General features: G+C 69.4%; 24 protein-coding genes. 9 read left to right on the top strand and 15 right to left on the bottom strand.

Translation table 11 applies throughout. The features are described 5' to 3' along the window. Nucleotides 1-10 precede the first annotated feature (10 nt). A complete protein-coding gene (locus ACWGL1_RS10655; RefSeq protein WP_452111976.1) occupies nt 11-757 on the top strand; it encodes an SAM-dependent methyltransferase in 747 nt (248 codons plus the stop codon). A 128-nt stretch (nt 758-885) separates the two neighbouring features. Here the strand turns inward: ACWGL1_RS10655 and infB are convergent, their stop codons facing one another. The 6 genes from infB to htpX form a co-directional block, all read right to left on the bottom strand. After that, a complete protein-coding gene (gene infB / locus ACWGL1_RS10650; RefSeq protein WP_338577629.1) occupies nt 886-3,885 on the bottom strand; it encodes a translation initiation factor IF-2 in 3,000 nt (999 codons plus the stop codon). A gap of 112 nt (nt 3,886-3,997) precedes the next feature. Then, nucleotides 3,998-4,672 (bottom strand): RNA-binding protein, encoded by a 675-nt coding sequence (locus ACWGL1_RS10645; protein WP_452111975.1) that lies wholly within the window; start codon nt 4,670-4,672, stop codon nt 3,998-4,000. 18 nt (nt 4,673-4,690) lie between these two features. Next, nucleotides 4,691-6,424, bottom strand: a complete 1,734-nt coding sequence (nusA, locus tag ACWGL1_RS10640; RefSeq protein ID WP_452111974.1) for a transcription termination factor NusA — start codon at nt 6,422-6,424, stop codon at nt 4,691-4,693. After that, nucleotides 6,424-7,020, bottom strand: coding sequence for a ribosome maturation factor RimP (gene rimP / locus ACWGL1_RS10635; RefSeq protein ID WP_338577623.1), 597 nt, complete (start codon nt 7,018-7,020; stop codon nt 6,424-6,426). Before rimP ends, nusA begins: the two co-directional genes overlap by 1 nt. Before the next feature lie 150 nt (nt 7,021-7,170). Next, on the bottom strand, nt 7,171-7,920 hold the full coding sequence (trmB, locus tag ACWGL1_RS10630) for a tRNA (guanosine(46)-N7)-methyltransferase TrmB (protein WP_452111973.1): 750 nt from the start codon (nt 7,918-7,920) through the stop codon (nt 7,171-7,173). Nucleotides 7,921-7,966: 46 nt separating this feature from the next. Then, nucleotides 7,967-8,971 carry a zinc metalloprotease HtpX gene (gene htpX, locus ACWGL1_RS10625; protein ID WP_291780193.1) on the bottom strand — a complete coding sequence of 335 codons (1,005 nt, stop codon included), beginning with the start codon at nt 8,969-8,971 and terminating at the stop codon, nt 7,967-7,969. Between the two features lie 98 nt (nt 8,972-9,069). Here htpX and ACWGL1_RS10620 point away from each other — a divergent pair, with 98 nt between their 5' ends. Further along, the gene (locus ACWGL1_RS10620; RefSeq protein WP_291780196.1) at nt 9,070-9,312 is read left to right on the top strand and encodes a DUF1674 domain-containing protein; all 243 of its coding nucleotides are present in this window, start codon (nt 9,070-9,072) and stop codon (nt 9,310-9,312) included. Between the two features lie 260 nt (nt 9,313-9,572). Beyond that, entirely contained in the window at nt 9,573-10,400 is an 828-nt protein-coding gene (locus ACWGL1_RS10615) for a hypothetical protein (protein ID WP_291780199.1), read from the top strand. An 80-nt stretch (nt 10,401-10,480) separates the two neighbouring features. On the opposite strand, the gene pyrF is transcribed toward ACWGL1_RS10615, so the two are convergent. Further along, nucleotides 10,481-11,215, bottom strand: a complete 735-nt coding sequence (gene pyrF / locus ACWGL1_RS10610) for an orotidine-5'-phosphate decarboxylase (RefSeq protein WP_452111972.1) — start codon at nt 11,213-11,215, stop codon at nt 10,481-10,483. Between the two features lie 97 nt (nt 11,216-11,312). Here pyrF and ACWGL1_RS10605 point away from each other — a divergent pair, with 97 nt between their 5' ends. Further along, nucleotides 11,313-12,011, top strand: a complete 699-nt coding sequence (locus ACWGL1_RS10605) for a MarC family protein (protein WP_291780206.1) — start codon at nt 11,313-11,315, stop codon at nt 12,009-12,011. Between the two features lie 3 nt (nt 12,012-12,014). Here ACWGL1_RS10605 and ACWGL1_RS10600 read toward each other — a convergent pair whose 3' ends face one another. The 4 genes from ACWGL1_RS10600 to glpK form a co-directional block, all read right to left on the bottom strand. Further along, nucleotides 12,015-12,821 (bottom strand): SDR family NAD(P)-dependent oxidoreductase, encoded by an 807-nt coding sequence (locus tag ACWGL1_RS10600; protein ID WP_452111971.1) that lies wholly within the window; start codon nt 12,819-12,821, stop codon nt 12,015-12,017. 10 nt (nt 12,822-12,831) lie between these two features. Beyond that, nucleotides 12,832-13,308, bottom strand: coding sequence for an Rrf2 family transcriptional regulator (locus tag ACWGL1_RS10595; RefSeq protein ID WP_291780212.1), 477 nt, complete (start codon nt 13,306-13,308; stop codon nt 12,832-12,834). Between the two features lie 89 nt (nt 13,309-13,397). After that, on the bottom strand, nt 13,398-14,486 hold the full coding sequence (locus ACWGL1_RS10590; protein WP_452111970.1) for a phosphotransferase family protein: 1,089 nt from the start codon (nt 14,484-14,486) through the stop codon (nt 13,398-13,400). Then, on the bottom strand, nt 14,483-15,982 hold the full coding sequence (gene glpK / locus ACWGL1_RS10585; RefSeq protein ID WP_452111969.1) for a glycerol kinase GlpK: 1,500 nt from the start codon (nt 15,980-15,982) through the stop codon (nt 14,483-14,485). The genes ACWGL1_RS10590 and glpK overlap by 4 nt, the downstream gene beginning before the upstream one ends. Before the next feature lie 57 nt (nt 15,983-16,039). Here glpK and ACWGL1_RS10580 point away from each other — a divergent pair, with 57 nt between their 5' ends. Together ACWGL1_RS10580 and ACWGL1_RS10575 are read left to right on the top strand one after the other, a co-directional pair. Next, entirely contained in the window at nt 16,040-17,014 is a 975-nt protein-coding gene (locus ACWGL1_RS10580; RefSeq protein WP_291780220.1) for a threonine ammonia-lyase, read from the top strand. A 54-nt stretch (nt 17,015-17,068) separates the two neighbouring features. Then, nucleotides 17,069-17,524 (top strand): MaoC family dehydratase, encoded by a 456-nt coding sequence (locus ACWGL1_RS10575; protein ID WP_452111968.1) that lies wholly within the window; start codon nt 17,069-17,071, stop codon nt 17,522-17,524. Nucleotides 17,525-17,637: 113 nt separating this feature from the next. On the opposite strand, the gene ACWGL1_RS10570 is transcribed toward ACWGL1_RS10575, so the two are convergent. Together ACWGL1_RS10570 and ACWGL1_RS10565 are read right to left on the bottom strand one after the other, a co-directional pair. After that, nucleotides 17,638-18,567 (bottom strand): Gfo/Idh/MocA family oxidoreductase, encoded by a 930-nt coding sequence (locus tag ACWGL1_RS10570; protein WP_452111967.1) that lies wholly within the window; start codon nt 18,565-18,567, stop codon nt 17,638-17,640. Between the two features lie 5 nt (nt 18,568-18,572). Next, on the bottom strand, nt 18,573-19,733 hold the full coding sequence (locus ACWGL1_RS10565; protein ID WP_452111966.1) for a DegT/DnrJ/EryC1/StrS family aminotransferase: 1,161 nt from the start codon (nt 19,731-19,733) through the stop codon (nt 18,573-18,575). Between the two features lie 203 nt (nt 19,734-19,936). On the opposite strand from ACWGL1_RS10565, the gene ACWGL1_RS10560 reads away from it, so the two are divergent. Genes ACWGL1_RS10560 through ACWGL1_RS10550 form a run of 3 tightly spaced genes read left to right on the top strand, consistent with a single transcriptional unit; the run spans nt 19,937 to nt 22,503 of the window. Next, nucleotides 19,937-21,046, top strand: coding sequence for an AGE family epimerase/isomerase (locus tag ACWGL1_RS10560; RefSeq protein WP_338577603.1), 1,110 nt, complete (start codon nt 19,937-19,939; stop codon nt 21,044-21,046). Beyond that, nucleotides 21,043-21,549 carry a D-glycero-alpha-D-manno-heptose-1,7-bisphosphate 7-phosphatase gene (locus ACWGL1_RS10555; RefSeq protein WP_338577601.1) on the top strand — a complete coding sequence of 169 codons (507 nt, stop codon included), beginning with the start codon at nt 21,043-21,045 and terminating at the stop codon, nt 21,547-21,549. Before ACWGL1_RS10560 ends, ACWGL1_RS10555 begins: the two co-directional genes overlap by 4 nt. A gap of 60 nt (nt 21,550-21,609) precedes the next feature. Next, complete coding sequence (locus ACWGL1_RS10550; RefSeq protein ID WP_452111965.1) at nt 21,610-22,503, top strand: alpha/beta fold hydrolase; 894 nt, start codon at nt 21,610-21,612, stop codon at nt 22,501-22,503. Nucleotides 22,504-22,555: 52 nt separating this feature from the next. Here the strand turns inward: ACWGL1_RS10550 and ACWGL1_RS10545 are convergent, their stop codons facing one another. Together ACWGL1_RS10545 and ACWGL1_RS10540 are read right to left on the bottom strand one after the other, a co-directional pair. Continuing rightward, nucleotides 22,556-22,780 carry an alkylphosphonate utilization protein gene (locus tag ACWGL1_RS10545; protein WP_024354307.1) on the bottom strand — a complete coding sequence of 75 codons (225 nt, stop codon included), beginning with the start codon at nt 22,778-22,780 and terminating at the stop codon, nt 22,556-22,558. 63 nt (nt 22,781-22,843) lie between these two features. Beyond that, complete coding sequence (locus ACWGL1_RS10540; protein WP_291780244.1) at nt 22,844-23,449, bottom strand: DUF4168 domain-containing protein; 606 nt, start codon at nt 23,447-23,449, stop codon at nt 22,844-22,846. Between the last annotated feature and the right edge of the window lie 76 nt (nt 23,450-23,525).

The following is a 23,525-nucleotide window of genomic DNA, read 5'->3' as shown; positions in this document are numbered from 1 at the left end:
TCCGAGAGCCGTGTTCAAAGACCCCTTCGACATCGACAACTACACCCAGGACCCGGACCACTATCTCGCCGTGCCCTTCGTTCCGACCGAGGAGGACACCGTGGCGGCCATGCTGGCCCTGGCGGGCGTCGGACCGAAGGATCGGCTCTATGATCTGGGCTGCGGCGACGGCCGCATCGTCATCGCCGCCGCGCGCGACCGCGACGCCCACGGCATCGGCGTCGACATCGACCCCATGCGGATCGCCGACGCCATGGAGTACGCCGGCTGGGCCGGAGTCGAACACATGGTCGACTTCATCGAGGAAGACCTGTTCAGCGTCGATGTCCGCGAGGCCACTGTGGTCAGCCTCTATCTGCTGCAATCGATCAACGTCGAACTGCGCCCGCGTCTGCTCAGCCAGCTGAAGCCCGGCGCCCGCATCGTCTCCCACGCCTTTGACATGGGCGACTGGCCGGCGGATGAAAAGATCAGGGTCGCCGACGGCTACATCTACAAATGGACGGTTCCGGCTCCGGTCGCCGGGCGCTGGGACTGGACCCGCGCGGACGGAACGACCTGCCGGCTTGAGCTGGAGCAGACCTATCAGCAGGTCACGGGCCGGGCCTGGCTGGGCGAGATCGAGGCCCGTCTCGTCGCGGCCGAACTGACCGGCGAAAGGCTGGAGATTGAGCTTCAGGCCGACGACGCGGCGCCGGTGCAGCGCTTCATCCTGACCTTCGCCGACGGCGCGTTGAAGTCCGTCATCGAGGCCTGAACCTCCCCCGCCCGCTCATCCCGGCGTCCGCCGGGATGAGCGGAAATCGGCCACAGCGCCAAAGGCAAAGGGCGCGGCCTCTTTCGAAACCGCGCCCTTCATGTTTCAGGCCGTGAAGCTCAAGCGTCCTAGTCCAGGGTGCGCTTGATCTCTTCGACGGTGAAGCACTCGATGTAGTCGCCTTCCTTGATGTCCTGGAAGCCGGCGAACTGCATGCCGCATTCCTGACCCGAAGGCACTTCGTTGACCTCGTCCTTGAAGCGCTTGAGCGTGTTGAGCACGCCCAGCTCCAGCACCACCACGTCGTCGCGGATGATGCGGACGCGCGCGCCCTTGCGGACCACGCCCTCGGTGACGCGGCAGCCCGCGACCCGGCCGACCTTGGTGATGTCGAAGGTCTGCAGCACCTTGGCGTTGCCCAGGAAGGTTTCGCGCTGGAGCGGCGCCAGCATGCCCGAAAGCACGCCCTTAATGTCGTCCAGCAGGTCGTAGATGATCGAGTAGTAGCGGATCTCGACGCCTTCACGCTCGGCCAGTTCGCGCGCCTGCTTCGACGCACGGACGTTGAAGCCCAGGATCGGCGCCCCGGCCGACTTGGCCAGGTTGACGTCGCTCTCGGTGATGCCGCCGGCGCCGTGCATGACCACGCGGGCCCGCACTTCGTCGTTGCCCATCTTCTCCAGCGAGGTGGTGATGGCCTCGGCCGTACCCTGCACGTCCGACTTGATGAGGACCGGCAGCTCGCTGATCTTCTTCGACCCGAGCTTGGCCATCATGTCGGCCAGCGACAGGCTGCCGCCGGAGACCTGACCCTTTTCACGCTTCACGCGCTGACGGTATTCGGTCAGTTCGCGGGCGCGGGCCTCGCTCTCCACCACGGCGAAGACGTCGCCTGGCGTCGGCGCTTCCGACAGGCCCAGGATCTCGACCGGCACCGAAGGACCGGCTTCGCTCAGCTGGGCGTTGCGCTCGTCCAGCAGGGCGCGCGCCTTGCCCCAGGCGGAGCCGGCCACGACGATGTCGCCGCGCTTCAGCGTGCCGCGCTTGACCAGGACGGTCGCGACCGGGCCGCGGCCCTTGTCCAGCTGGGCCTCGATGACCACGCCCTCGGCCGAACGATCGGCGTTGGCGCGCAGGTCCATGACTTCCGCCTGCAGCAGGATGGCGTCGGTCAGGCCGGTCAGGTTGATCTTCTCCTTGGCCGACAGCTCGATGATCTGCGTGTCGCCGCCCAGGGATTCCGCGATCACCTCATACTGCAGCAGTTCGTTGACGACCTTCTGCGGGTTGGCGTCGGGCTTATCGACCTTGTTGACCGCCACGATGATCGGCGAACCGGCCGCCTTGGCGTGCTGGATGGCCTCGACCGTCTGCGGCATGACGCCGTCATCCGCCGCCACCACCAGGACGACGATGTCGGTGACGTTGGCGCCGCGCGCCCGCATCGCCGAGAAGGCCGCGTGGCCCGGCGTGTCCAGGAAGGTGATGCGCTGACCGTCGGCCAGGCGCACCTGATAGGCGCCGATGTGCTGGGTGATGCCGCCGGCTTCGCCCGCCGCCACGTCCGTGGTGCGCAGGGCGTCCAGCAGCGAGGTCTTGCCGTGGTCGACGTGGCCCATGATGGCCACGACCGGGGCGCGCAGCTCACCGGAATCGGCGTCGTCGGCCTCGGCGATGAAGCCTTCCTCGACGTCGGATTCGGACACGCGCTTGACCGCCATGCCGTATTCCTCGGCCACCAGTTCGGCGGTGTCGGAATCGATCACGTCGTTGATCTTCATCATCAGGCCCTGACGCATCAGGAACTTGATGATGTCGACGCCGCGCACGGCCATGCGGTTGGCCAGTTCGCCGACGGTGATGGTGTCGGGAATGACCACTTCACGCGGACGGTTGGGCGTTTCGGTCGAGCCGCCGCGGCGCTTTTCCTTCTCGCGTTCGCGAGCGCGGCGCACCGAGGCCAGCGAGCGCATGCGCTCGACGGCGTCCTCGTCGCCTCCCGCCACCGAGTGGATGGTCAGGCGGCCTTCGCGGCGCTTGGGCTCGCCGCGCGTGCGGCTGACGGCCTTGCCCGGCGCATTGTCGGCGAAACGCTTGTCGCGGTCGTCCTCGCGACCGCCCGGACGGGCGAAGCCGCCGCCGGCGCGGCTGGGACGGGCCACCTCGGGCTGAGCCGGGGGCTGGTTGGGGGCCGGACGCGCGCCGGGACGGGCCGCGCCGGGCGCGCCGGTGCGGGCACCGGGGGCCGGACGCGGATTCAGCGCCGAATAGCGGACGGTCTGGGCCGGACGCGCGGGACGTTCGCCGCCCTCGCGGCCGCCTTCGCGCGGCGCCTGTTCACGCGCCTGCGGACGCTCGCCGCCGCCCATGGCCTGTTCACGAGCCGAACGGCCGCCGAAGGCCGGACGCTCCAGCGGCGCGCGGCCGGTCGGAATCTTGGGCGCGCGCTGGCCGAAGTTGACGGCGGGACGCTTGGGCGCGGCCGGAGCGGCGGGCTTGGCCGGCTCGGGCTTGGCCTCGACCTTCGGGGCCTCGACCTTGGGCGCTTCAGCCTTCGGCGCTTCGACCTTGGGCGCGGCCGGCTTGGCCGGCGCAGGCGCCGGAGCGGCGGCGCTCAGCTTGGCGGCCTCGACGCGCGCAGCCTCGGCCGCAGCCTTGGCGGCGGCGGCTTCAGCGGCGGCCTTGGCGGCGGCGGCCTCGACGGCGGCGGCCTGCTCGCGCTCGGCGGCCTCGGCGGCGGCCTTGGCGGCCACAGCCTTGCGTTCGCGCTCGGCGGCCTGCTGGGTCGCCAGGGCGATGGCCCGGCGACGGGCCTCCTGCTCCTCGGCCGACAGGCCTCCGCCCGCCGGCTGACGCGGCGCAGCCGAACGCGGCGCTCCGCCTTCAGGGCGCGGACGCGCGACATCGAAGCCCTGCGGGCGCTGATGCCCGCCCTGGGGGCCGGCGCGGCGCTTGGTCTCGACGACGACGGTCTTGGAGCGGCCGTGGCTGAAGCTCTGTTTCACCGTGCCGGTCGAGACCGAACCCGTCGCGCGCGGCTTCAGGCTCAGCGGAGCGCGCGGCCCCGTCTGCGAAGGCGCGTTGGCAGGAGTCTTGCCGTCGTTGGAATTGTTGTTTTCGTCGCTCATCCGGTCGCTTTACTCAGGGCGGAGAATTCCGCCTTCGTCTCTCTCAATCACCCATAGCAGAATGCGGCCCCGCCTCCGTTGTTTCGGAAACAGGCCCGCAGCCGCTCAAACCCTAAGGCTCTCCTTCCGGAGCCGCGCTCCGGTCGTCCTCTGCGCCGTGTTCGGGCCCCGCCCGGTTCCAGCTCTGGGGACAGAGAGGTCGAAATCCCGCCAGCCGCTGAACCTCCAGAGTCCAGCGATCGGCCCGCCCGCCTTGCAGCAGGACGGCGTGTATCGCATTTTCCAGCCCAAGGGCCAAACTCAAATCGTCCGCGCTGAAAGCCCCGCAGATTTCGGGAGCGGGCGAGGCGTGTCTGGAGAGGGCCAGAAGCTTGCCGCGCCCATCGGCCGAGCCGTCGGCGGCTTCGATCAGCCACGCGGCGCGGCCGCTGCGGATCGCCGCAGCGCATTTCTCGAAGCCAGAGATAAGCACGCCTTCGCGCCGGGCAAGGCCCAGCTGGTCCAGACAGCGCCGAACCAGCAGGTTTTCGACCAGATCGGGCAGGTCGGCGGCGGGCTTCAGCGGCGCCTTGGCCGCGCGGGCGAACAGATTCTTCTTGATCGCCGCCTCCAGCGAGGCGCGATCGGCCGACACCCACAGGCCCCGACCCGGCAGCTTGCGCGCCAGGTCGGGAACCACCGCGCCGTCCGGGCCGGCCACGAAACGGATCAGGCGAGATTCATCGAGGGCCTGGCGCGACGCCAGGTCCTGACGATCCCTATCGATCAACGTCTCGGACGACCTCATGGACGGCTGCGGCTCCCATCACATGTCGCGGGACTGGTCGTCGAGGTCGTCCGAAGCGACCTCCGCGTCAGCCTCGGCGACGGCCTCTTCCTGGCCTTCGCCATCGAGCTCGCCTTCGCCCTCGCCCTCATACGCCTCTTCCTCGACGTATTCCGGCTGGGGCAGTTCCGAAGCGTCGATCCAGCCGGCGGCCACGCGGGCCTGCAGGATCAGCATTTCGGCGTCTTCCTGGCTCAGGTTGAAGCTTTCCAGAACGCCCGGAACCTTGACCCGCTCGCCGCCGCGCACTTCGTAGCCGCCGCGGATCTCGTCGGTGGCCAGGTCCGCCAGGTCCTCGACCGTCTTCACCCCGCCTTCGCCCAGGGCGACGGCGATGGCGGCGGTCACGCCCGGCACGTCCAGAACGCCGTCCTCGACGCCCAGGGCCACGCGCTTGGCGTCCAGCTCGGCCGCCTGACGCTCCAGGTGCTCGCGGGCGCGGGTCTGCAGCTCTTCGGCGGTGTCCTCGTCGAAGCCTTCGATCTCGGAGATCTCATAGGGCTCGACGAAGGCCAGGTCCTCGACCGTGGCGAAGCCTTCGGTGACCAGCAGCTGGGCGATGGTCTCGTCCACGTCCAGGGCTTCCTGGAACAGGGAGGTGCGCTCGGCGAACTCGCGCTGACGGCGCTCGGAGTCCTGGGCCTCGGTGATGATGTCGATCTGCCAACCGGTCAGCTGCGAGGCCAGGCGGACGTTCTGGCCGCGACGGCCGATGGCCAGCGACAGCTGTTCATCGGGCACCACCACCTCGACGCGGTCGGCCTCTTCGTCCAGCACCACCTTGGAGACTTCGGCCGGGGCCAGGGCGTTGACGATGAAGGTCGGCTCGTCCTCGTTCCACTGGATGATGTCGATCTTCTCGCCCTGCAGCTCGGCGACGACCGCCTGCACGCGCGAGCCGCGCATGCCGACGCAGGCGCCGACCGGATCGATCGAGGAGTCGTTCGACAGCACGGCCATCTTGGCGCGCGAACCGGCGTCGCGGGCGGCGGCGCGGATCTCGATCACGCCGTCATAGACTTCCGGCACTTCCTGGGCGAACAGCTTGGCCATGAAGCCGGGGTGGGCGCGCGACAGCATGACCTGCGGGCCCTTGGCCTCCGGGCGCACGTCATAGATGTAGGTGCGGACGCGGTCGCCGATGTTGAACACCTCGCGCGGGATCGACTGGTCGCGGCGCATGATGCCTTCGCCACGGCCCAGGTCGACGATGGTGTTGCCGTATTCGACCCGCTTGACCGTGCCGTTGACGATTTCGCCGACGCGGTCCTTGAACTCTTCGTACTGATTGGCGCGCTCGGCCTCGCGGACCTTTCCGGTCACGACCTGGCGGGCCATCTGGGTCTGGACGCGGCCGAACTCGAACGGCGGCAGGATCTCGACGTACTCCTTGCCGACCTCGGCCTCGGGGTCGCGCTTCAGGGCGTCGCGCAGACGCACCATGGCGCTGTCGTTGAACTCTTCCAGCTCGTCTTCCGGCTGCCAGTCGTCGGCGACGATGGTGACGTGGCGGGTCAAGCTCAGCTCGCCGGTCTTGTGGTCGATCTTGGCGCGGATGTCGTGGTGCGCGCCATAGCGCGACTTGGCGCCCTTCTGGATCGCTTCCTCGATCGCCTCGATGACGATCTCCCGGTCGATGCTCTTCTCGCGCGCGACAGCGTCGGCGATGGAGAGCAGTTCCAGGCGGTTGGCGGAGATTCCGGTCACGGCCATCAGGCGTCGTCCTTGGTGGAGTCTGGGTTGGATTGTTCAGGCTCGGGCGCGCCCTCGGGCAGGCCGTCGTCTTCGGGTTCGCCGCGCGCCGCGCGCAGGGCGGCGCCGCGCTTCAGCAGTTCGTCGGTCAGCACCAGCTTGGCGTCGGCCAGCCAGGCGAAGGGGATCAAGGCGGTCTCGTCCTCGCCCTCCAGGTCGATGGCGACGTCCTCGCCCTCGGTTCCGGCCAGCAGACCCTTGAAGCGCTTGCGGCCCTCGACCATCCGGTCGGTCTCGAGGCGCGCCTCAAGCCCCTCGAACAGGTCGAAGTCGATCAGGCGCGTCAGCGGCCGGTCGATGCCGGGCGACGACACCTCCAGCAGGTATTCGCCCGAGATCGGGTCGGCGGCGTCCAGCACCTCGGACACGGCGCGCGACAGGCGGGCGCACTCCTCGACCGAGATGTCGTGGTCGACCTGGCGCTCGGCCATGATCTGCAGCCGACGCCGCAGCGTCCCGCCCATCAGGCGCACGCGCACGACCGCCAGCCCCAGGCTCTCGGCCACGGGGTCGATCAGTTCCAGCAGAGCACGGTCTTCGGCGGTCTTGGCCCGCAAGCGGATACTCCAGAAAACAAAAGCGACGGACCGTCCGGGCCGCCGCTTGAAACGACGCCGTTGGACGCCGGTCTAACGATGTGAGCGGTCATATAGGCGAAAGCGGGGGCCGTGTCAGCCCCCGCCGTCTCTTCGCGGCCCAAAGCCCGTTCAGGCCCGCTTTTCGAACTCGAGGAAGATGGGGTCGGTGTCGCCCAGCTTCTTTTCCTCATAGCGGGTGACGACGTGATCTTCGGGCGCGGCGAACCAGTCGGCGCCCCCCATCTCGATATCGACCGTCTCGATCCGCACGAGGCCCGGCGTGCGCGCCAGCCGCTCCAGCGCCCAGTCGGCGTAGTCCAGCCAGTCGGTGACGAAGCGCACCTTGCCGCCGGGCTTCAGCAGGCGGGCGATCTCGACCGCCGTCTCGTCCTGCAGGAAGCGGCGCTTGTTGTGGCGCGCCTTGTGCCAGGGATCGGGGAACAGGATCATCACCCGGTCCAGCGAAGCGTCCGGCAGGACCGCCATCACCGCGCGGGCGTCGTCGGCGTGCAGGCGCACGTTCTCAAGCCCGCCCTCCTCGACGTAACGCAGGGCCGAGGCCACGCCGTTGAGGAAGGGCTCGCAGCCGATCATCACCGCCTCGGGATGACGCGCCGCCTGCGCCGCCAGATGCTCGCCGCCGCCGAAGCCGATCTCCAGCCAGGCGGCTTTCGCCCCCGGCATCAGGGCCAGGGGGTCGATCGGCCCCTTGGCCGGGTCCGGCACGGCGATGCGCGGCATCAGGGTGTCGAACAGGGCCGCCTGCTTCGCCTTGATCGGCCGCGACTTGATGCGCCCGAAGGAGCGCAGCGGGCCATGCGCCTTCGCCCACTCGGGCCGGTCGGCGTCAGAGGTCTTGGGATCGGTCTCGTCGGTCATGGCGCGCGCTCTAGCGGCTTAAGGCCGCCTGCGCAAAGGGGCGATGTCAGCCCCAGGGGCCGCGCGGCGGCGAGGCAGGCCCGTCGTCGGTCGTCGGCACGCTGGTTGCCGCGCGGATCGGCGCGGCGGAGCGACCAGAGTCAACAATGGCAGACTCGACGAAGGCCGGCGCCGGACGGACGCGCCCGCCCATGCCCATCTTCGTCCCCAACTCCATCAGGGCGCGCACGCGGTTGCCCGTGGCCGGGTGGGTCGAGAACAGGTTGTCCGCCCCCTTCCCGTTCAGCGGATTGATGATGAACATATGAGCCGTGGCCGGATTGCGCTCGGCCGGGGCGTTCACCGCGCCGCGCGCATAGGCCTCGATCTTCTGCAGGGCCGAGGCCAGGGCCTGCGGGTCGTCGGCGATCTCGGCTCCGACGCGGTCGGCCTCGTATTCACGGGCGCGGCTGATGGCCATCTGCACCAGACCCGCCGCCATCGGCGCCAGCAGCATCAGGGCGATGGTCCCGATCATGCCGCCCGGCCGTTCGCGATCATCGCCGCCGCCGAAGAACAGGGCGAAGTTGGCCAGCATGGCGATGGCGCCCGCCACCGTCGCCGTGACCGTCATGGTCAGGGTGTCGCGGTTCTTCACATGGGCAAGTTCATGCGCCATCACGCCGCGGATCTCGTCGCGCGTCAGCATGTCCAGCAGGCCCGTCGTCGCCGCCACGGCCGCGTTCTGGGGATTGCGCCCCGTGGCGAAGGCGTTCGGCTGATCGTTCGGGATGATGGTGATGTTGGGCTGCGGCAGGCCCGCATCCTGCGCCATCTGCTTCACATCGGCGACATAGGCGCGCACCACGGCGTTGGGGTGGGTCTCGTCCACCGGCTGGGCGCGGTACATCTTCAGGACGATCTTGTCCGCGTTCCAATAGGAAAACAGATTCATCCCCGCCGCCACGACCAGGGCGACGGCCATGCCGGTCGCGCCGCCGATCAGATAGCCGATCCCCATGAACAGGGCGGTCATCACGGCCAGCAGGGCGAAGGTCTTCAGATGGTTCATGCGGGCGTTCGGACGAGCTAGCGGGCTTCAGGGGGTGGCGTGTTCGGCCTGAACGTCTATTTGAGCCGCAGTATCCCCGCTCTCAAGGCAGGCGACCTGTGACCGAACAGCCCACCCCCCCGATCGAATCCTCCCCCGAGGAAGTCTTCAACACGGACGTGCCCCACGCCACGCCCGAGCGCCCGCTGAGCGAGGCCGCCCGCCGCGCCCTGCTGGAGGCGGCCGAGCGCCGCGCCGCTGAAGCGGCCGACGCCCTTCCCCATGAGGTCGGCGGCCGCAAGGGTCCCGAGCCCACCCGCTTCGGCGACTGGGAGAAGAAGGGCCTGGCGGTGGACTTTTAGGGCGCTATCGCGCGCCGCGCGGCGGCTCGCTGCTTGAGCGCATTTGGAGACGCTATCACTCGCCGCGCGGCGGCTCGCTGCTTGAGCGCATTTGGAGACGCTATCACTCGCCGCGCGGCGGCTCGCTGCTTGAGCTTGATCGGGCGCCATCGCTGGGCGTGCGGCGGCGCTCTTCCCGCTCCGGTTCCCTTGATGGGAGAATAATGAACGCTCCGGCGAGATCCGCATTAACCTTTGCGGCCGAAACAAGGAGCGCAGCCATGAAGGCTCTATTCTACGCCGCCGCCGGCGCGGCGGTCCTCATCGCCGGCGCCGCCGAGGCCCATCAGGCCGGCGCCCGTTACAACGCCGCCGCCGGCTACGCCCGCGGTCCCGTGGTGCAGAGCCGCGCCCAGACCTGGTACAGCGACACCGGTTGGCAGGGCGGCTACGGCCCGATCGAGAGCTACGGCTATGGTTACGGCTACGGCGGCGCCGGGGTTCGCCCGCCGGTCGTGATCGCCCCGTCGCAACCGCCGATCCAGCACGGCGGCTACGCCTATTCCGGCGTCACCCGCTCCATGCCCTTCGGCTATCCGGTCGACGGCTACGGCCGCTACCCCTGGGCCCGCTACGGCTATGGCGGCTACGGCGGCCAGTACAGCGGCGGTCAGTACGGCGGCGGCTATCAGCAAGGCTATTATCAGGGCGGTTACGGCCAGGACTGCGGCCGCTGCGGCCCCCCGCCCCAACCGGTGCGCTACCGCTCCGAGCCGATCTACGTCAGCCAGCCCCCAGTCTATGTCTCGCAGCCGCCCGTCTACGTGGAATCGCCGCCGGTCTATGTGCAGCCGGCCCCCGTCTACGTCGAACCGGCCCGCGTGCATGTCTCGCCGCCGCCGGTCCATGTCGCGCCCGCCGACGTGCGCGTCGCCCCGGCCCAGGTCGAGGTCGCTCGCCCTGACGTCTATGTCGAGCCGCCGCGCGTCGAAACGGCCCCGCCGGTGGTCAATTTCGAGCAGGGCTACTACGCCGTGCCGCCCGCGCCGCCGCCTCCGCCGTCGCCCACCGAACGGCCCTACCGCCAGGAACGCGGCGAGCGCGGCTGATACGACAAGGGCGGCGCCTCCGGACGCCGCCCTTTCTGTTTCACGTGAAGCACGATCCCTTGCGGATCAGGAGCTTGCTCTCAAATCAGGGCGATCTCCCGCGTGATCGCCTGGGCCGCCGCGCGCGGATCGGCGACAGCCGTGATCGGTCGGCCGATGACCAGATGGGTGGCGCCGGCTTCCAGAGCGCTGGCCGGGGTCGCCGCGCGCGCCTGATCATCCATCGCCGCCCCCGCGGGCCGCACGCCCGGCGTCACGATCAGAAAATCCTCGCGCCCCGCCGCCTGTGCGATCGCACGCGCCCCGCCCGCCTCATGCGGGCTGGAGACCACGCCGTGAATTCCCGCCTCCAGCGCCTGACGCACTCGCTGCTCCACCAGTTTCCCCGCCGACAGGCTGTGATCGTCGGCCTTGAGATCTTCATCCGTCAGGCTGGTCAGGACGGTGACGCCCAGGATCTTCAGATCGGATCCCGCCGCGCCGCGCGCCGCCGCCGCCATCACCTGGGGCCGGGCGTGGACGGTCAGCAGGTCGCAGCCTGCGTTCGCCAGCACCGCCGCCGCCTTCTCCACCGTCGCGCCGATGTCGTGCAGCTTCCAGTCCAGAAACACCTGGGCGCCCGACGCCTTCAGCTCGCGCGCCAGACCCATGCCGTCCGAGGCGAACAGCTGCAGCCCCACCTTGTAGAAGCCCACGGCGTCGCCGATCCGCTCGACCAGGGCGCGCGCCTCATCGGTCGTCGGCACGTCCAGGGCGCAGATGACGCGCGGGTCGAAGGGGCGATTGGCCAGGTCAACAGAATGGGCTTCGGACATTTCCGGCTCTCGGCGGCTTGCAGGCGCGCGCGGATGCCCCGATAGGTGGGGCGAGGTGTCGCGGTCGCGCGGCGGGTTTTCAGGGCAAGGTGCAGCAATGAACGCGGTCGATCTGGGGGTCAACCTGTTCGTGGCGCTGTTCGCCCTGCTGGACCCCATCGGCAACGTGCCGATTTTCGCAGCGGCCACGGCGGGCGCCTCCCTGCGCCAGCGGATCTCGGTCTCGGCCATGATCTGCCTGTTCGCCGTGGTCTTCCTCGGCTTTTTCTTCTTCACCGGCCTGGGGCTGCTGCAGTTCTTCGGCATTTCGCTCGCCGCCTTCCGCATCGCCGGCGGCATCCTGCTGCTGCTGCTGGGCCTCGACATGGCGCGCGAGGACTTCCTCGCCATCTTCGCCGACGCCGACGCTGCGACGGACGCCAAGGATGTTCGCGGCTACGCCAAACGCCGCTTCAAGCGGCTGATCGTGCCCTTCGCCATTCCCCTGATGATCGGCCCAGGCGCCATCTCCGCCATCATCATCCAGGCGGGCGAGGCGGCCAAGCTGGGTCTGGCCGGCACCGTGGCCTCCCTGATCGCCATGGGGGCCGCCTGCGTCGTGACCTTCCTGTGCTTCTCGGCCACCGGCCCGATCAGCCGCCTGCTGGGCGACGTCGGCATGGCCATCGTCGTGCGGGTGCTGGGCCTGATCCTGTGCGCCCTGGCGATCCAGTTCATCCTTATGGGCCTGGGCGAGGCCCTGCCGGGGATGTTCAGCGCGGGCGTCACCACCCCCTACCCCTCCGGCGGGCACTAACCCTCAGAGGCGGTCCAGCCGCCTGGCGTGGCCGCCGACCATCTTCAGCGCCAGGGCGTCGGGCAGCAGCCCGCCCAATGCCGCCAGGACGTTGTTGGCGACGCCCGGCGTCACGCGGGGCCGGTTCGCCTCGACCGCGTCCCAGCCGATGCGGGCCACGCGGTCGGCGTCCATCCACATCCATTTGGGATAGGCGGCCGACACCTGCTCGCGCGAGCCGTTGACGTCGTGGAATTCGGTGTAGGTGTAGCCGGGGCACAGGGCGGTGACGTTCACCCCCGTCCCTTGCGTCTCCAGCCACAGCCCCTGCGACGCCTTGATCAGGAAACTCTTGATCGGGCCGTACAGGGTGTCGCCGCCCGTCGCCGGCATCTGCCCAGCCAAGGAGGCCACGTTCAGCACACGGCCCCAGCCGCGCGCGACCATGTCCGGCAGCGCCAGGCGCGACAGCTCGACCGGCGCGGTCAGCATGACCCGGATCATGGCGGCGTGGTCGGCCGGATCGGTGGCGAGGAAGCCGGTGGTGCGGCTGAAGCCGGCGTTGTTGACCAGGCCGTCGACGCGCAGGCCGCGCGCCGCGATCGCTTCGAACAATTGCCCGGGCGCATTCGGCTCGGCCAGATCGGCGACGACGGCGGTCGCATCGACGCCGTGCGCAGCGGCCAGATCCTCGGCCAGGGCCTGGAGCGGCCCCTCGCGGCGGGCGGTCAGGATCAGGTGATGGCCCCGCGCCGCGCAGACGCGCGCCAGGGCCGCGCCGATGCCGGCCGAGGCCCCGGTGATCAGGATGGTGCGGCGCCCCTCCCCCAAGGCCGCCTCGTCAGGCCGCGTCGGCGTTGGGACAGGCCGGATGCGGCGCAAAGGCCCGCAGCACCTCGGGGTCCTCTTCCAGCAGGTCGGCGATGGTGATCTTCGACAGGGCCGCGCCCGCCGCCTGATCGGCCGCCGTCAGGGCCTTGGCCACCTGGCGCGGAATATGTTCGCCGACCGGGCAGCCCTTGGCCCCGGCGGGCGGCGACCCCAGATGGGCGCAGCCGTTCACCGCCCTCAGCACCTCGTCCAGGCAGATGGTTTCGGGCCGCCGCAGCAGCCACGACCCGCCGGACGCGCCAGGACGCGTCGCGATCAGGCCCGCCTTGGCCAGCAGGGCGGTCACCCGGCGGATCACCACCGGATTGGTCGGCACCGAGGCGGCCAGGACGGCGCTCGGCTCGGCCTCGGTCGCCGCATAGGCGCCCTTGTGGGCCAGGTAGGCCAGGGCGTGGGCGGCGACGGGAAAACGTTGGCTGTCAGACATCAGGGTTCATGCTCCAGACCGATAGGTAGGCCTTCCGCACCCGTTTCACAAATCAATCCGCAACAAAAACTGTTTTATTAAGACTCCGCTCAGGCGCCCGCCTTCCCCGCAAAGCCCCAGGCGGCGTCCGAAAGCGGGCCGACCTGGGCCGCCATGGCCCGTGCGTGGGCGCTGGCGGCGGTCCCGTCGCGCACCCGTCCGGCGATGCCCTGACAGATGGCCGCCAGCCGGAACAGGTTGTAGGCGAACAGCCAGTCCAGGTTCGTCGGCGCGGCCGTCCCGGTCTTCTGCGCATAGCGTTCGACCGTCTCCGCGACCGAGGGAATCCCCAGAGCCTCCAGGTCCGCTCCGGCCAGGCCGTTGCGCAAGGACGCCGGAATGACCCAGGCGATCAGCAGATAGGAGAAGTCCGCCATCGGGTCGCCCAGGGTCGACAGCTCCCAGTCCAGCACCGCGCGCACCTTCGCCTCGGCCGGATCGAGGATCAGATTGTCGAGGCGGAAGTCCCCGTGCACGATCCGCGTCGGTCCCTCCGGCGGCAGGCTGTCGGGCAGGAAGGCGATCAGCCGGTCCATGGCCCCGATCGGCTCGATCTCCGAGGCGCGATACTGCTTGGTCCAGCGCCCGACCTGACGGGCGAAATAATTCCCCGCCTTGCCGTAGTCCGCCAGGCCGACGGCGTCGGGCTCCAGTCGATGCAGGGCCGCCAGCGTATCGACCTGGGCGTCATACATCGCGCGGCGCTCCGGCGGGGTCAGGCCCGGCAGCTTCAGGTCCCAGAAGATGCGCCCCTCGACCTTCTCCATGACGTAGAAGATGGAGCCGATGACGCCATCGTCCGTGCACAGAGCATAGGGCCGCGCGACCGGAAAACCCTGGGCCTGCAGGGCCGAAATCACCGCGAATTCGCGGTCCACCGCGTGGGCGCTGGCCAGCAGCGCGCCCGGCGGCTTGCGGCGCAGCACATAGGTCCGGCCCGGCGTGGTCAGCTCATAGGTCGGGTTCGACTGCCCGCCCTTGAACTGGCGGATGGTCAGCGGCCCGGCGTAGCCCTCGACGTTCGCCGCCAGCCAGGCGTCCAGCCCCGCCTCGTCCAGCCGATGGCGGTCGTCCACCTCACGCGTGCCCGAAAACGCAGTTTGAGCGTCCAATGCCTGTGAATCCGTGGCCTCGGTCATTCCCCCTCCTCCGGCTGGGCGGCGATGATGGCGGCCCTGACCGCGCCGCGCCAGCCCCTGAGCAGCCGCGCCCGCTCCTCGGCCCCCATGCGCGGGGTCCAGACGGCGGGCGCCTCGGCCGGGGCGGTCCACAGGGCCTCGGTCAGGCCGACGCCGTAGGCCGCCAGCCGCGCCGCCCCCATGGCCGTCATCTCCTGGAAGGCCGGGCGTTCGACCTCGACCTCGCAGATGTCGGCGACGAACTGCATGGCGAAGGCGTTGGCGGTGACGCCGCCGTCGACCTTCAGCCGTTTCAGCGGCGGCGCCCCGTCCTTCGTCAGGGCGTCCAGCAGGTCGCGAGTCTGATAGGCCAGACTCTCCAGCGCAGCGCGGACCATGTGCGCCGGGCCGCTGTCGCGGGTCAGGCCGACGACGGTTCCGCGCGCCTCCGGCTCCCACCAGGGCGCGCCCAGTCCGGTGAAGCCAGGGACCAGATAGACCCCGCCGTTGTCCGTCAGCGACTGGGCCACGGCCTCGGACTGGCGCGAATCCGACAGCACCTTCAGCCCGTCGCGCAGCCACTGGATCGCCGACCCGGCCGAGAAGATGGACCCCTCCAGCGCATAGGCCGCCTCACCGCTCGCCGCATAGCCGAGCGTTCCCAGCAGCCGCGAGGTCGAGGCCACGGGCGCCGCCCCGACATTGGCGACCAGAAAGGCGCCGGTGCCATAGGTGATCTTGGCGTCCCCCGCCGTCAGTGCGCCGTGGCCGACCAGCGCCGCGTGCTGATCCCCCGCCGAGCCGTGAATGGGCAGGGCGCGCCCCAGTAGCGACGGATCGGCCTCGCCCAGCAGGGCGTCGCAGTCGCGGATCTCCGGCAGGGCCTGCATCGGCACGCCGAACAGGTCGCACAGGTCCGAGCGCCACGCGCGGGTCTGCAGGTCCATCAGACTGGTGCGGCTGGCGTTGGTGGCGTCGGTGACGTGGCTGTTTCCGCCCGTCAGCTTCCAGATCAGCCAGGCGTCGATCGTGCCCAGCTTCACCTCGCCCCGCGCCGCCCGCTCGCGCGCGCCCGGCACGGCGTCCAGCAGCCAGGCGTATTTCGACGCCGAGAAATAGGGATCGAGGATCAGGCCCGTCGCCGCCTGCACCGCCGCCTCATGCCCCTCTGCCGCCAGCTTGCCCGTCGCCTCGGCCGTGCGCCGGTCCTGCCAGACGATGGCGCGGTGCAGGGGCTCGCCGGTCTCGGCGTCCCAGATCACCGAAGTCTCGCGCTGGTTGGTGATGCCGATGGCGGCGAAGCGCCCGACGCCGCCCGCCTTGCGCACCACCTCGCGACAGGTCTGCAGCGTCGCGCGCCAGATCTCGGCCGCGTCATGCTCGACCCAGCCGGAGTGCGGAAAATGCTGCGCCAGCTCGATCTGGCTGACGGCGACCGCATGAAAGGCCCCCTCGGGCGAGACTTCAAACGCGATCGCCCGCGTCGAGGTCGTGCCCTGGTCGATGGCGAGGATCATATTTGCTTGCATGATGTGAGTTATGCAGAGCCTGCGCCGCGACGTAAGAGGGAAGCCATGCATACGCCCAGCTTTGAAGGCGTCGTCGACGCCGCCCGCCAGATCGCCTCCGCTGCCGTCCGCACGCCGCTGATCGAACATCCGGCCCTGAACGAGGCCATCGGCGGTCGCGTCCTGATGAAGGCCGAGACCTTTCAGGTCGCGGGCGCCTTCAAGTTTCGCGGCGCCTATAACCGCATCAGCCGTCTGACCGAGGAAGAGACGACGCGCGGCGTCGTGGCCTATTCCTCGGGCAACCACGCGCAGGGAGTGGCGGCGGCGGCCAAGGCCGTCGGCACGCCCGCCATCATCGTCATGCCGTCGGACAGCCCGACGGTGAAGGTCGAGGGCGTGCGCGCCTTCGGCGGCGAGGTGCGCTTCTACGACCGCTGGACCGAGAGCCGCGAGGCCATCGGCGCCGAGATCGCGGCCCAGCGCGGCTCCGTGCTGGTCCCGCCGTTCGACGATCCCTTCATCATCGAGGGCCAGGGCACGGTCGGGCTGGAGATGCTGGAACAGGCGGGCGTGCCGATGGATCAGCTGCTGTGCGGCGCCTCGGGCGGCGGGCTGATCGCCGGGATCAATCTGGTCATGGCCGAACAGAGCCCCGACACCCGCGTCATCGTGGTCGAGCCAGAGGCCTTCGACGACACCCGCCGCTCGCTGGAGGCCGGCGCGCGCATCGCCCATCCGCAAGGGTCGCCGTCCATCTGCGACGCCCTGATGGCGCCCATGCCGGGCGAGCTGACCTGGCCGATCAACCGGCGCCTGGCGGGCGCGGCGACCGTCACCGACGCCGAGGTGGCCGAGGCCATGCGCTTCGCCTTCCGCTGGCTGAAGCTGGTCATCGAGCCGGGCGGCGCCGTGTCCCTGGCCGCCCTGCTCTCGGGCAAGGTCGAGGCAAGGGGCCTGACCACCGGCATCGTCCTGTCGGGCGGCAACGTCGACCCCGGCCTGTTCAGCGCGATCATCGAGGGACGCTTCGAGGGGTAGGCCTTGCCTCCGCCCCCTCCCCGCGCAAGGCTGGCGCAAACGGGAGGGCGTCACATGACCAAGGCCAGCGAACTTCAGTCCCTGATCGGACAGGAGGTCGGCGTCAGCCGCTGGTTCGCGCTGGACCAGGCGCGCATCGACGCCTTCGCCGGCCTGACCGAGGACGAGCAGTTCATCCACGTCGACCCTGAGCGCGCCAAGACGACGCCCTTCGGCGGGACCATCGCGCACGGCTTCCTGACCCTCAGCCTCGCCTCGGCCATGAGCATGGATGCGGTCGCCCCGCTAGATGATCTGGTCATGGGGGTGAACTACGGCTTCGACCGGCTGCGTTTCCTCGCCCCGACGCCGTCAGGGTCGCGCGTGCGGGGCCGCTTCAAGCTGCTGTCCGCCGAGGACAAGGGCGGCGGCCGCTGGCTGCTGAAACACGAACTGACCGTCGAGATCGAAGGCGGCGACAAACCCGTCCTGATCGCCGAATGGCTGACGATGCAGGTGGTGAAGGCCTAACCTTCCCGCTCATCCCGGCGGACGCCGGGATCCAGTCCTTTGGCCTCAAGCGCCGCGCTTGCCGTTCTCACTGGGCCCCGGCGTCCGCCGGGATGAGCGGAAACGCATGGGCCTTATTCCCCCAGACACCTCAGCGCCACTTCCAGATTGCGCAGGCCGTCTTCGCCGCTGACCGCCGCCGTCTCGCCGGTGCGGATGGCGTGGATGAAGGCCTCATGCTCCTTCTTGAGCGGTTCGGCGGGCCAGGCGTTGAGCATCCGCGTCGAATAGGAGCCGTCCGGCTGCTGGCCGAAGAATTCCGTCACCTGGCGGGTGATCAGGTCGGCGACGATGAAGCGGCTCTTGGTCGCCACCTGCAGAACGCGGGTCTTGTAGGGCGTGACCCAGTTGGTGGTGATGTGGGCGATCACCCCATTGTCCATGCGGAACTGCAGCAGGGCCGAATCCTCGCGCGAGGCGTGGGTGTGGCCCAGCAGGGACTGGACCTCGGTCATCTCGGACCCCGTCAGGTGGCGGATGATGTCGATGTCGTGCACCGCCAGGTCGATGACCACCCCGACTTCGCCCATGCGCGGCGGAAAGGGGCCGACACGGGTGATCTGGATAGAGATGATCTCGTCGCCGTCGATGGCGCGCTTGACCGTCTCGACCGCCGGATTGAAGCGCTCGACATGGCCGACCATCAGCACGCGGTCATTGGCCTTGGCCGCGTCGATCATGGCCTGAGCATCGGCGAGGGTAGCCGCGATCGGCTTTTCCACCAGCACATGCACGCCGGCGTTCAGCAGGGCCACGCCCAGTTCGGCGTGATAGCGGTTCGGCGTGGCGATGACGGCGGCGTCGAGACCGGCGGCGACGAACGCCTCGGCGGTCGTCACGGCGGTCGCTCCATAGGCGGCGGCCACGCCCTCGGCCGTCACGGCGTCGGGATCGAAGACGGTCGTCAGCTCGACATCGCGTAGTTCGGACAGGACGCGGGCATGGTTGCGGCCCATGACGCCGGCGCCCGCGACGCCGATCTTGAGGGGGGTCTGCTGGGGCATGGGGATCAGGCCTTGAAGCTAGCGACGGCGGCGATGATGCGGTCCTGGGTGTCCGCATCCAGATCAGAGTGCATCGGCAGGCTGATCACCACATCCTTCAGCCGCTCGGTGACGGGCAGGCCGCCGGCGCCGCGCGGATAGTGCTCATAGGCGGGCTGAAGGTGCAGCGGGATCGGATAGTAGACCGCCGTCGGCACGCCCTGATCCTTCAGGTGCGCGGCCAGGGCGTCGCGGTCCGGATGCTCGACCGTGTACTGCGCCCAGTTGGAGACATGGCCCGCCGGAACGTCAGGAACCTTGGCGACGTGAGGGCGCAGGCCCTCGTTGTAGCGGGCGGCGGCGGCGTTGCGCCACTCGATCTCCTGCGCGAAGACCTTCAGCTTCTCGATCAGGACGGCGGCCTGAATGGTGTCCAGACGGCTGTTCAGGCCGATGCGCATGTTCAGATATTTGGGTTCGTGGTCGAAGGTCCGGTCCTTCAGATCGACGCCGACCGCCTTGCCGTGAACGCGGATGGAATCCATCAGCTGGGCCAGTTCGTCGTCGTTGGTCAGCACCGCCCCGCCGTCGCCGTAGCAGCCCAGAGGCTTGGCCGGGAAGAAGCTGGTGGTGGTCACATCGGCCCATTTCAGCGGGTGTTCGCCGTCGATGGTGCAGCCGAAGCCCTGGGCCGAATCTGAGATCAGCTTCAGGCCATGTTTGTCGCAGATCCCCCTGATGGCCGGATAGTCGGCGGGCTGGCCGAACAGGTCGACGGCGATGACCACGCGCGGGGTCAGGCGGCCCTCGGCCTTGATGCCTTCGACGGCGCGCTCCAGCGCCGCCGGGTCCATGTTGTAGGTGTCGGCGTCCACGTCGACGAAGACCGGCTCGGCGTCGAACCAGGGCACGACCTCGGCCGTGGCCGCAAAGGTGAAGCTGGGCACGAAGACAGCGTCCCCGCGCCCGATCCCCCAGGCCATCAGCGGCAGGGCCAGGGCGTCGGTGCCGTTGGCGCAGCCCAGGGCGTGCTTGGCCTTGCCGAACGCGGCCAGGCCGGCCTCGAACTGGCGCACCTGCGGGCCCATGACCCAGGCGCCGCCGACGACGGCCTCCTGAACGGCGGCCTCGATCTTGCCGCCGAGGCGCAGACGCTGGGCCTGAAGGTCGATGAAGGGGATGGTCATTGCGATGTCGCTCTCTCGATAGGGCCGGCGCGGGCGGAAGTCCAAGGCTCCGGGGCGCGGACGCGAAGGCGGGTCGTCTGTGTCAGTCTGCGTCCTACCAAAGCGGCGGGGTTCTGAACAAACCTCCCTGAGTCACTTCGCGTTGCCGGATGCAACGAAAACCATGGCTTGGCAAAGACGGCGACCCTGCCTAAGCCGGAGCCATGAGCTTGGACGCTGCGGCTAGGAATCGAGTCCACGACTGGCTGTTCCGCCGGGCCCTGCCGTTGTGGGCCACGGCAGGGATCGACGCCAACGGACGTTTCTACGAGAAGCTGGATTTCGACGGTCGCTCGATCATCGGCGCGCCTCGCCGCACCCGTGTGCAGGCGCGACAGATCCATGTCTTCGCCGAAGCCGCTGCGCTGGGCTGGGCCGATGGCGAGCACATCGCTCGTGCCGGTCTGGACGCCCTGATCGGCGGCGCCCGTCGAGACGATGGCCTGTGGGTACGCGCCATGGACGATGAGGGGGCCGTCATCGACGCTACCCCCGACCTCTACGACTTGGCCTTCGTCCTGTTCGCCCTGGCTGCGGCGCACCGTGTGTTGAAGGATGAACGCGCCCTGCCCCTAGCGCTGAAAACGCTGGCGGCGATCCAGACGCAGATGACCGATCCTGTTCACGGGGGTTGGCAGGAAGCACTGCCGCCCGTTCTGCCACGTCGGCAGAACCCGCACATGCACATGCTGGAGGCCCTGCTGGCCTGGCAGGCGACAGCGCCCGATCCAAACTTTGAGGCGGCGGCGCGCTCGGTGCTGGACCTGTTCAACCGGCGCTTCTTCGACCGCGAGCATCTGATGCTGGGCGAGTTCTACGAGACCGACTGGAGCCCGCGCCCCGGCTCCGAAGGCCAATGCATCGAGCCGGGGCACCACATGGAATGGGTCTGGCTGCTGGGCGAAGCCGCCCGTCTGGGTCTGCCGGATCTGAATAGCGTCGCGCGCGCCCTCTACACCAGCGCCCTGACCTGCGGGGTGCGCGCCGACGGCCTGGCCGTGCGCGAGATCAGCCGGATCGGGCAGGTTCGCGACGGCGGTGTCCGCCTGTGGGCCCAGACCGAACTGCTGCGCGCTGTTTACACGCAGGGCGAACATGTCCGAGCGGCCGGACTGATCGAGCGCCTGTTCGAAACGCACCTCGCCACGACGACGCCTGGTCTGTGGGTTGACACGTTTGACGCCGAAGGGCTCCCGCTGGACGCTGCCGTTCCCGCCTCGAGCCTCTACCATCTGATGACGGCCTTCTCAGCCGTGCTGACGGAATCGACATGAGCAAACCCGCCGCCTTCCTCGATCGCGACGGCGTGCTGATCGTCGACAGCGGCTATCCGCACCGGCCCGATCAACTGGTGCTGATCCCCGGAGCCGCCGAGGCGGTGAAGCGGCTGAACGACGCCGGCTACACGACCGTCATCGTCACCAATCAGTCGGGCGTGGCGCGCGGCATGTTCAGCGAAGAGACCATGCACGGCTTCAACCGCCTGCTTGTCGAGCGCCTGGCCGAAGGCGGCGGGCGCATCGACGCCGTCTACGCCTGCCCCTTCCATTCCGAGGCCGCGGACGCGCGCTATCGGCATCCGGACCATCCCGACCGCAAGCCCAATCCCGGCATGTTGCTGAAGGCCGCAACCGAGCACGGCCTGGACTTGGGCCGGTCCCTGATGATCGGCGACCAGCCGTCGGACATGGAGGCCGCGCGGCGGGCGGGCGTGACGGGCCATCGCTTCACCGACGGCGATCTGGATCAATTCGTGCGCGATCTGCTGTCGAGCTGATCGCTATTCTTCATCCGATGAATTAACGTCAGCCGAAACGGAGCTGTTCGGAGACGCCTCATGCCGATGACCACCCCGCTGGCCGACCGCCATGTCGAGCGGCGCTGGACCTCGCCAGACGGCCTGAGCCTCTACGCCCGCGACTACGCCCCGGCCGAGGGCCCGGCGCGCCTGCCCGTCATCGCCATCCACGGCCTGACGCGCAACAGCGCCGATTTCGGCGTCATCGCCGGCCTCATCGCCCACAGCGGCCGCCGCGTCCTGGCCGTCGACGTGCGCGGGCGCGGCCGGTCGGACCGGGCGCCCGATCCCACGACCTATACGCCGGACGTCTATGCGAAGGATGTCGTGGCGCTGATGGAGCAGGCGGGGATCGAGAAGGCGATCTTCCTCGGCACCTCCATGGGCGGGCTGATCACCCTGGCGCTGACGGCGCTGAAGCCCAAGGCCATCGCCGCCGCCATCCTGAACGACGTCGGCCCCGAAGTCGCGGCCGAGGGCCTGGCCCGCATCGCCGCCTATACCGGCCAGCCGGTCGCAGTCGAGAGCTGGGACGATGCGACCGCCTACGCCCGACGCATCAACGAGGCGGCCTTCCCCCATTATTCGGACGCCGACTGGGCCGCCTTCGCCCGCCGCATCTTCCGCGAGGGGACCGAAGGCGCGCCGGTGCTGGACTACGATCCCGACATCTCGGCGCCGATCAAGGCGGCGGGGTCCAAGGCCCTGGTTCCCAATCTGTGGCCCTCATTCCGGGCGCTAGCGCGCAAGAAGCCGACCCTGCTGGTGCGCGGCGGAACTTCGGACCTGCTCAGTTCCGTCATCGCCGACAAGATGAGGAAGGCCGCCCCCGCCATGGCCTATGCCGAGGTCCCCAGCGTCGGGCACGCGCCCATGCTGGACGAACCCGAAGCGCGGTCGGCCATCTTCGAATTCCTGGCGGGGGTGGGCTGAGGCGCGAGCAACCGAACCTCAAGCGGAGGCAGCGCTCGGTAGGCCCTCTAAATCATGCCTTCTTCACGAACTCCGTGCGCAGGACCAGGCCGCGCACCTTTTCGACATTGGCTTCGATTTCTTCGGGATCGCCGGTCAGGCGGATGTTCTTGACCATTGTGCCGCGCTTCAGCGTCACCCCGCCCGAGCCCTTGACCTTCAGGTCCTTGATCAAGGTCACGCTGTCGCCGTCCGACAGGATGTTGCCGTTGGTGTCCTTGGTGACGTCGTCGCTCATGATCGGTCCTGTCTGAAATGGAGAGAGGGCCGCCGCATTCGCGACGGCCCGTCCCCCATGGGCCTATTCGCCCTGACGCGCCTGGGCAAGGGCGATGCGCGCCTGAAGGTGCTCGTCCTGGGCCGTGGCGGCGGAAATGGCGTTGAAACGCTCGATGTCGAGACCCGAATTCTGGATGGCGGCGGCCATCTGGGCCTGCTGCTCCTCATTCGGCTGTGCGCCGTTCAGGGCGCGGGCGATGCCCGAGATCTCGGCCATGGCGACCGCGAACTGACCGGCTTCCGCATCGGTGACGCCGGCGCCGACCGAGCCCGGCGCGGACGGGGCGGCGCCGGCCACGGCGGCGCGCGCCTGCAGCACCGGATCGGCCGAGACGGCGGCCGAGATGGCGTTGAAGCGCTCGACGGCCAGGCCCGAGTTCTGCACGGCGCCGGCCATCTGGGCCTGCTGCTCCTCGGTGGGCGTTCCGTTCTGGACGGAGGCGGCCACGCTCTGGACCGTCTTCATGGCGGCGGCGAACTGGGCCAGTTCGGCATCGGTGGGATCTCCGGCTGCGGCTGGCGCGGCGGCGGGCGCCGGTTCAGCGGCGTCCTGCGCCAGGGCGGGCGCGGCGGTCAGAAACAGGGCGGCCAGAATGGCGGTCGGGGCGGCGGCCGTTGCAAAACGCATGGCGTATCCTTCTTCAATCCCGAACGCTCAGCCCAAGGCTGACCCGGACAGGTCCGGGCTCTCCCGCACGACCGGG

The organism is Brevundimonas sp. NPDC055812, assembly GCF_053616535.1.
Note: the sequence above shows the minus strand (reverse complement) of the source record. Positions and strands in the feature narration are given on the sequence as shown.

Coding starts and splice junctions, on each gene's coding strand:
- infB (WP_338577629.1), bottom strand. CDS start 3,885: ATGAGCGACGAAAACAACAATTCCAACGACGGCAAGACTCCTGCCAAC.
- ACWGL1_RS10645 (WP_452111975.1), bottom strand. CDS start 4,672: ATGAGGTCGTCCGAGACGTTGATCGATAGGGATCGTCAGGACCTGGCG.
- nusA (WP_452111974.1), bottom strand. CDS start 6,424: ATGGCCGTGACCGGAATCTCCGCCAACCGCCTGGAACTGCTCTCCATC.
- trmB (WP_452111973.1), bottom strand. CDS start 7,920: ATGACCGACGAGACCGATCCCAAGACCTCTGACGCCGACCGGCCCGAG.
- htpX (WP_291780193.1), bottom strand. CDS start 8,971: ATGAACCATCTGAAGACCTTCGCCCTGCTGGCCGTGATGACCGCCCTG.
- ACWGL1_RS10615 (WP_291780199.1), top strand. CDS start 9,573: ATGAAGGCTCTATTCTACGCCGCCGCCGGCGCGGCGGTCCTCATCGCC.
- pyrF (WP_452111972.1), bottom strand. CDS start 11,215: ATGTCCGAAGCCCATTCTGTTGACCTGGCCAATCGCCCCTTCGACCCG.
- ACWGL1_RS10605 (WP_291780206.1), top strand. CDS start 11,313: ATGAACGCGGTCGATCTGGGGGTCAACCTGTTCGTGGCGCTGTTCGCC.
- ACWGL1_RS10595 (WP_291780212.1), bottom strand. CDS start 13,308: ATGTCTGACAGCCAACGTTTTCCCGTCGCCGCCCACGCCCTGGCCTAC.
- ACWGL1_RS10590 (WP_452111970.1), bottom strand. CDS start 14,486: ATGACCGAGGCCACGGATTCACAGGCATTGGACGCTCAAACTGCGTTT.
- glpK (WP_452111969.1), bottom strand. CDS start 15,982: ATGATCCTCGCCATCGACCAGGGCACGACCTCGACGCGGGCGATCGCG.
- ACWGL1_RS10580 (WP_291780220.1), top strand. CDS start 16,040: ATGCATACGCCCAGCTTTGAAGGCGTCGTCGACGCCGCCCGCCAGATC.
- ACWGL1_RS10575 (WP_452111968.1), top strand. CDS start 17,069: ATGACCAAGGCCAGCGAACTTCAGTCCCTGATCGGACAGGAGGTCGGC.
- ACWGL1_RS10570 (WP_452111967.1), bottom strand. CDS start 18,567: ATGCCCCAGCAGACCCCCCTCAAGATCGGCGTCGCGGGCGCCGGCGTC.
- ACWGL1_RS10565 (WP_452111966.1), bottom strand. CDS start 19,733: ATGACCATCCCCTTCATCGACCTTCAGGCCCAGCGTCTGCGCCTCGGC.
- ACWGL1_RS10560 (WP_338577603.1), top strand. CDS start 19,937: ATGAGCTTGGACGCTGCGGCTAGGAATCGAGTCCACGACTGGCTGTTC.
- ACWGL1_RS10555 (WP_338577601.1), top strand. CDS start 21,043: ATGAGCAAACCCGCCGCCTTCCTCGATCGCGACGGCGTGCTGATCGTC.
- ACWGL1_RS10550 (WP_452111965.1), top strand. CDS start 21,610: ATGCCGATGACCACCCCGCTGGCCGACCGCCATGTCGAGCGGCGCTGG.
- ACWGL1_RS10545 (WP_024354307.1), bottom strand. CDS start 22,780: ATGAGCGACGACGTCACCAAGGACACCAACGGCAACATCCTGTCGGAC.
- ACWGL1_RS10540 (WP_291780244.1), bottom strand. CDS start 23,449: ATGCGTTTTGCAACGGCCGCCGCCCCGACCGCCATTCTGGCCGCCCTG.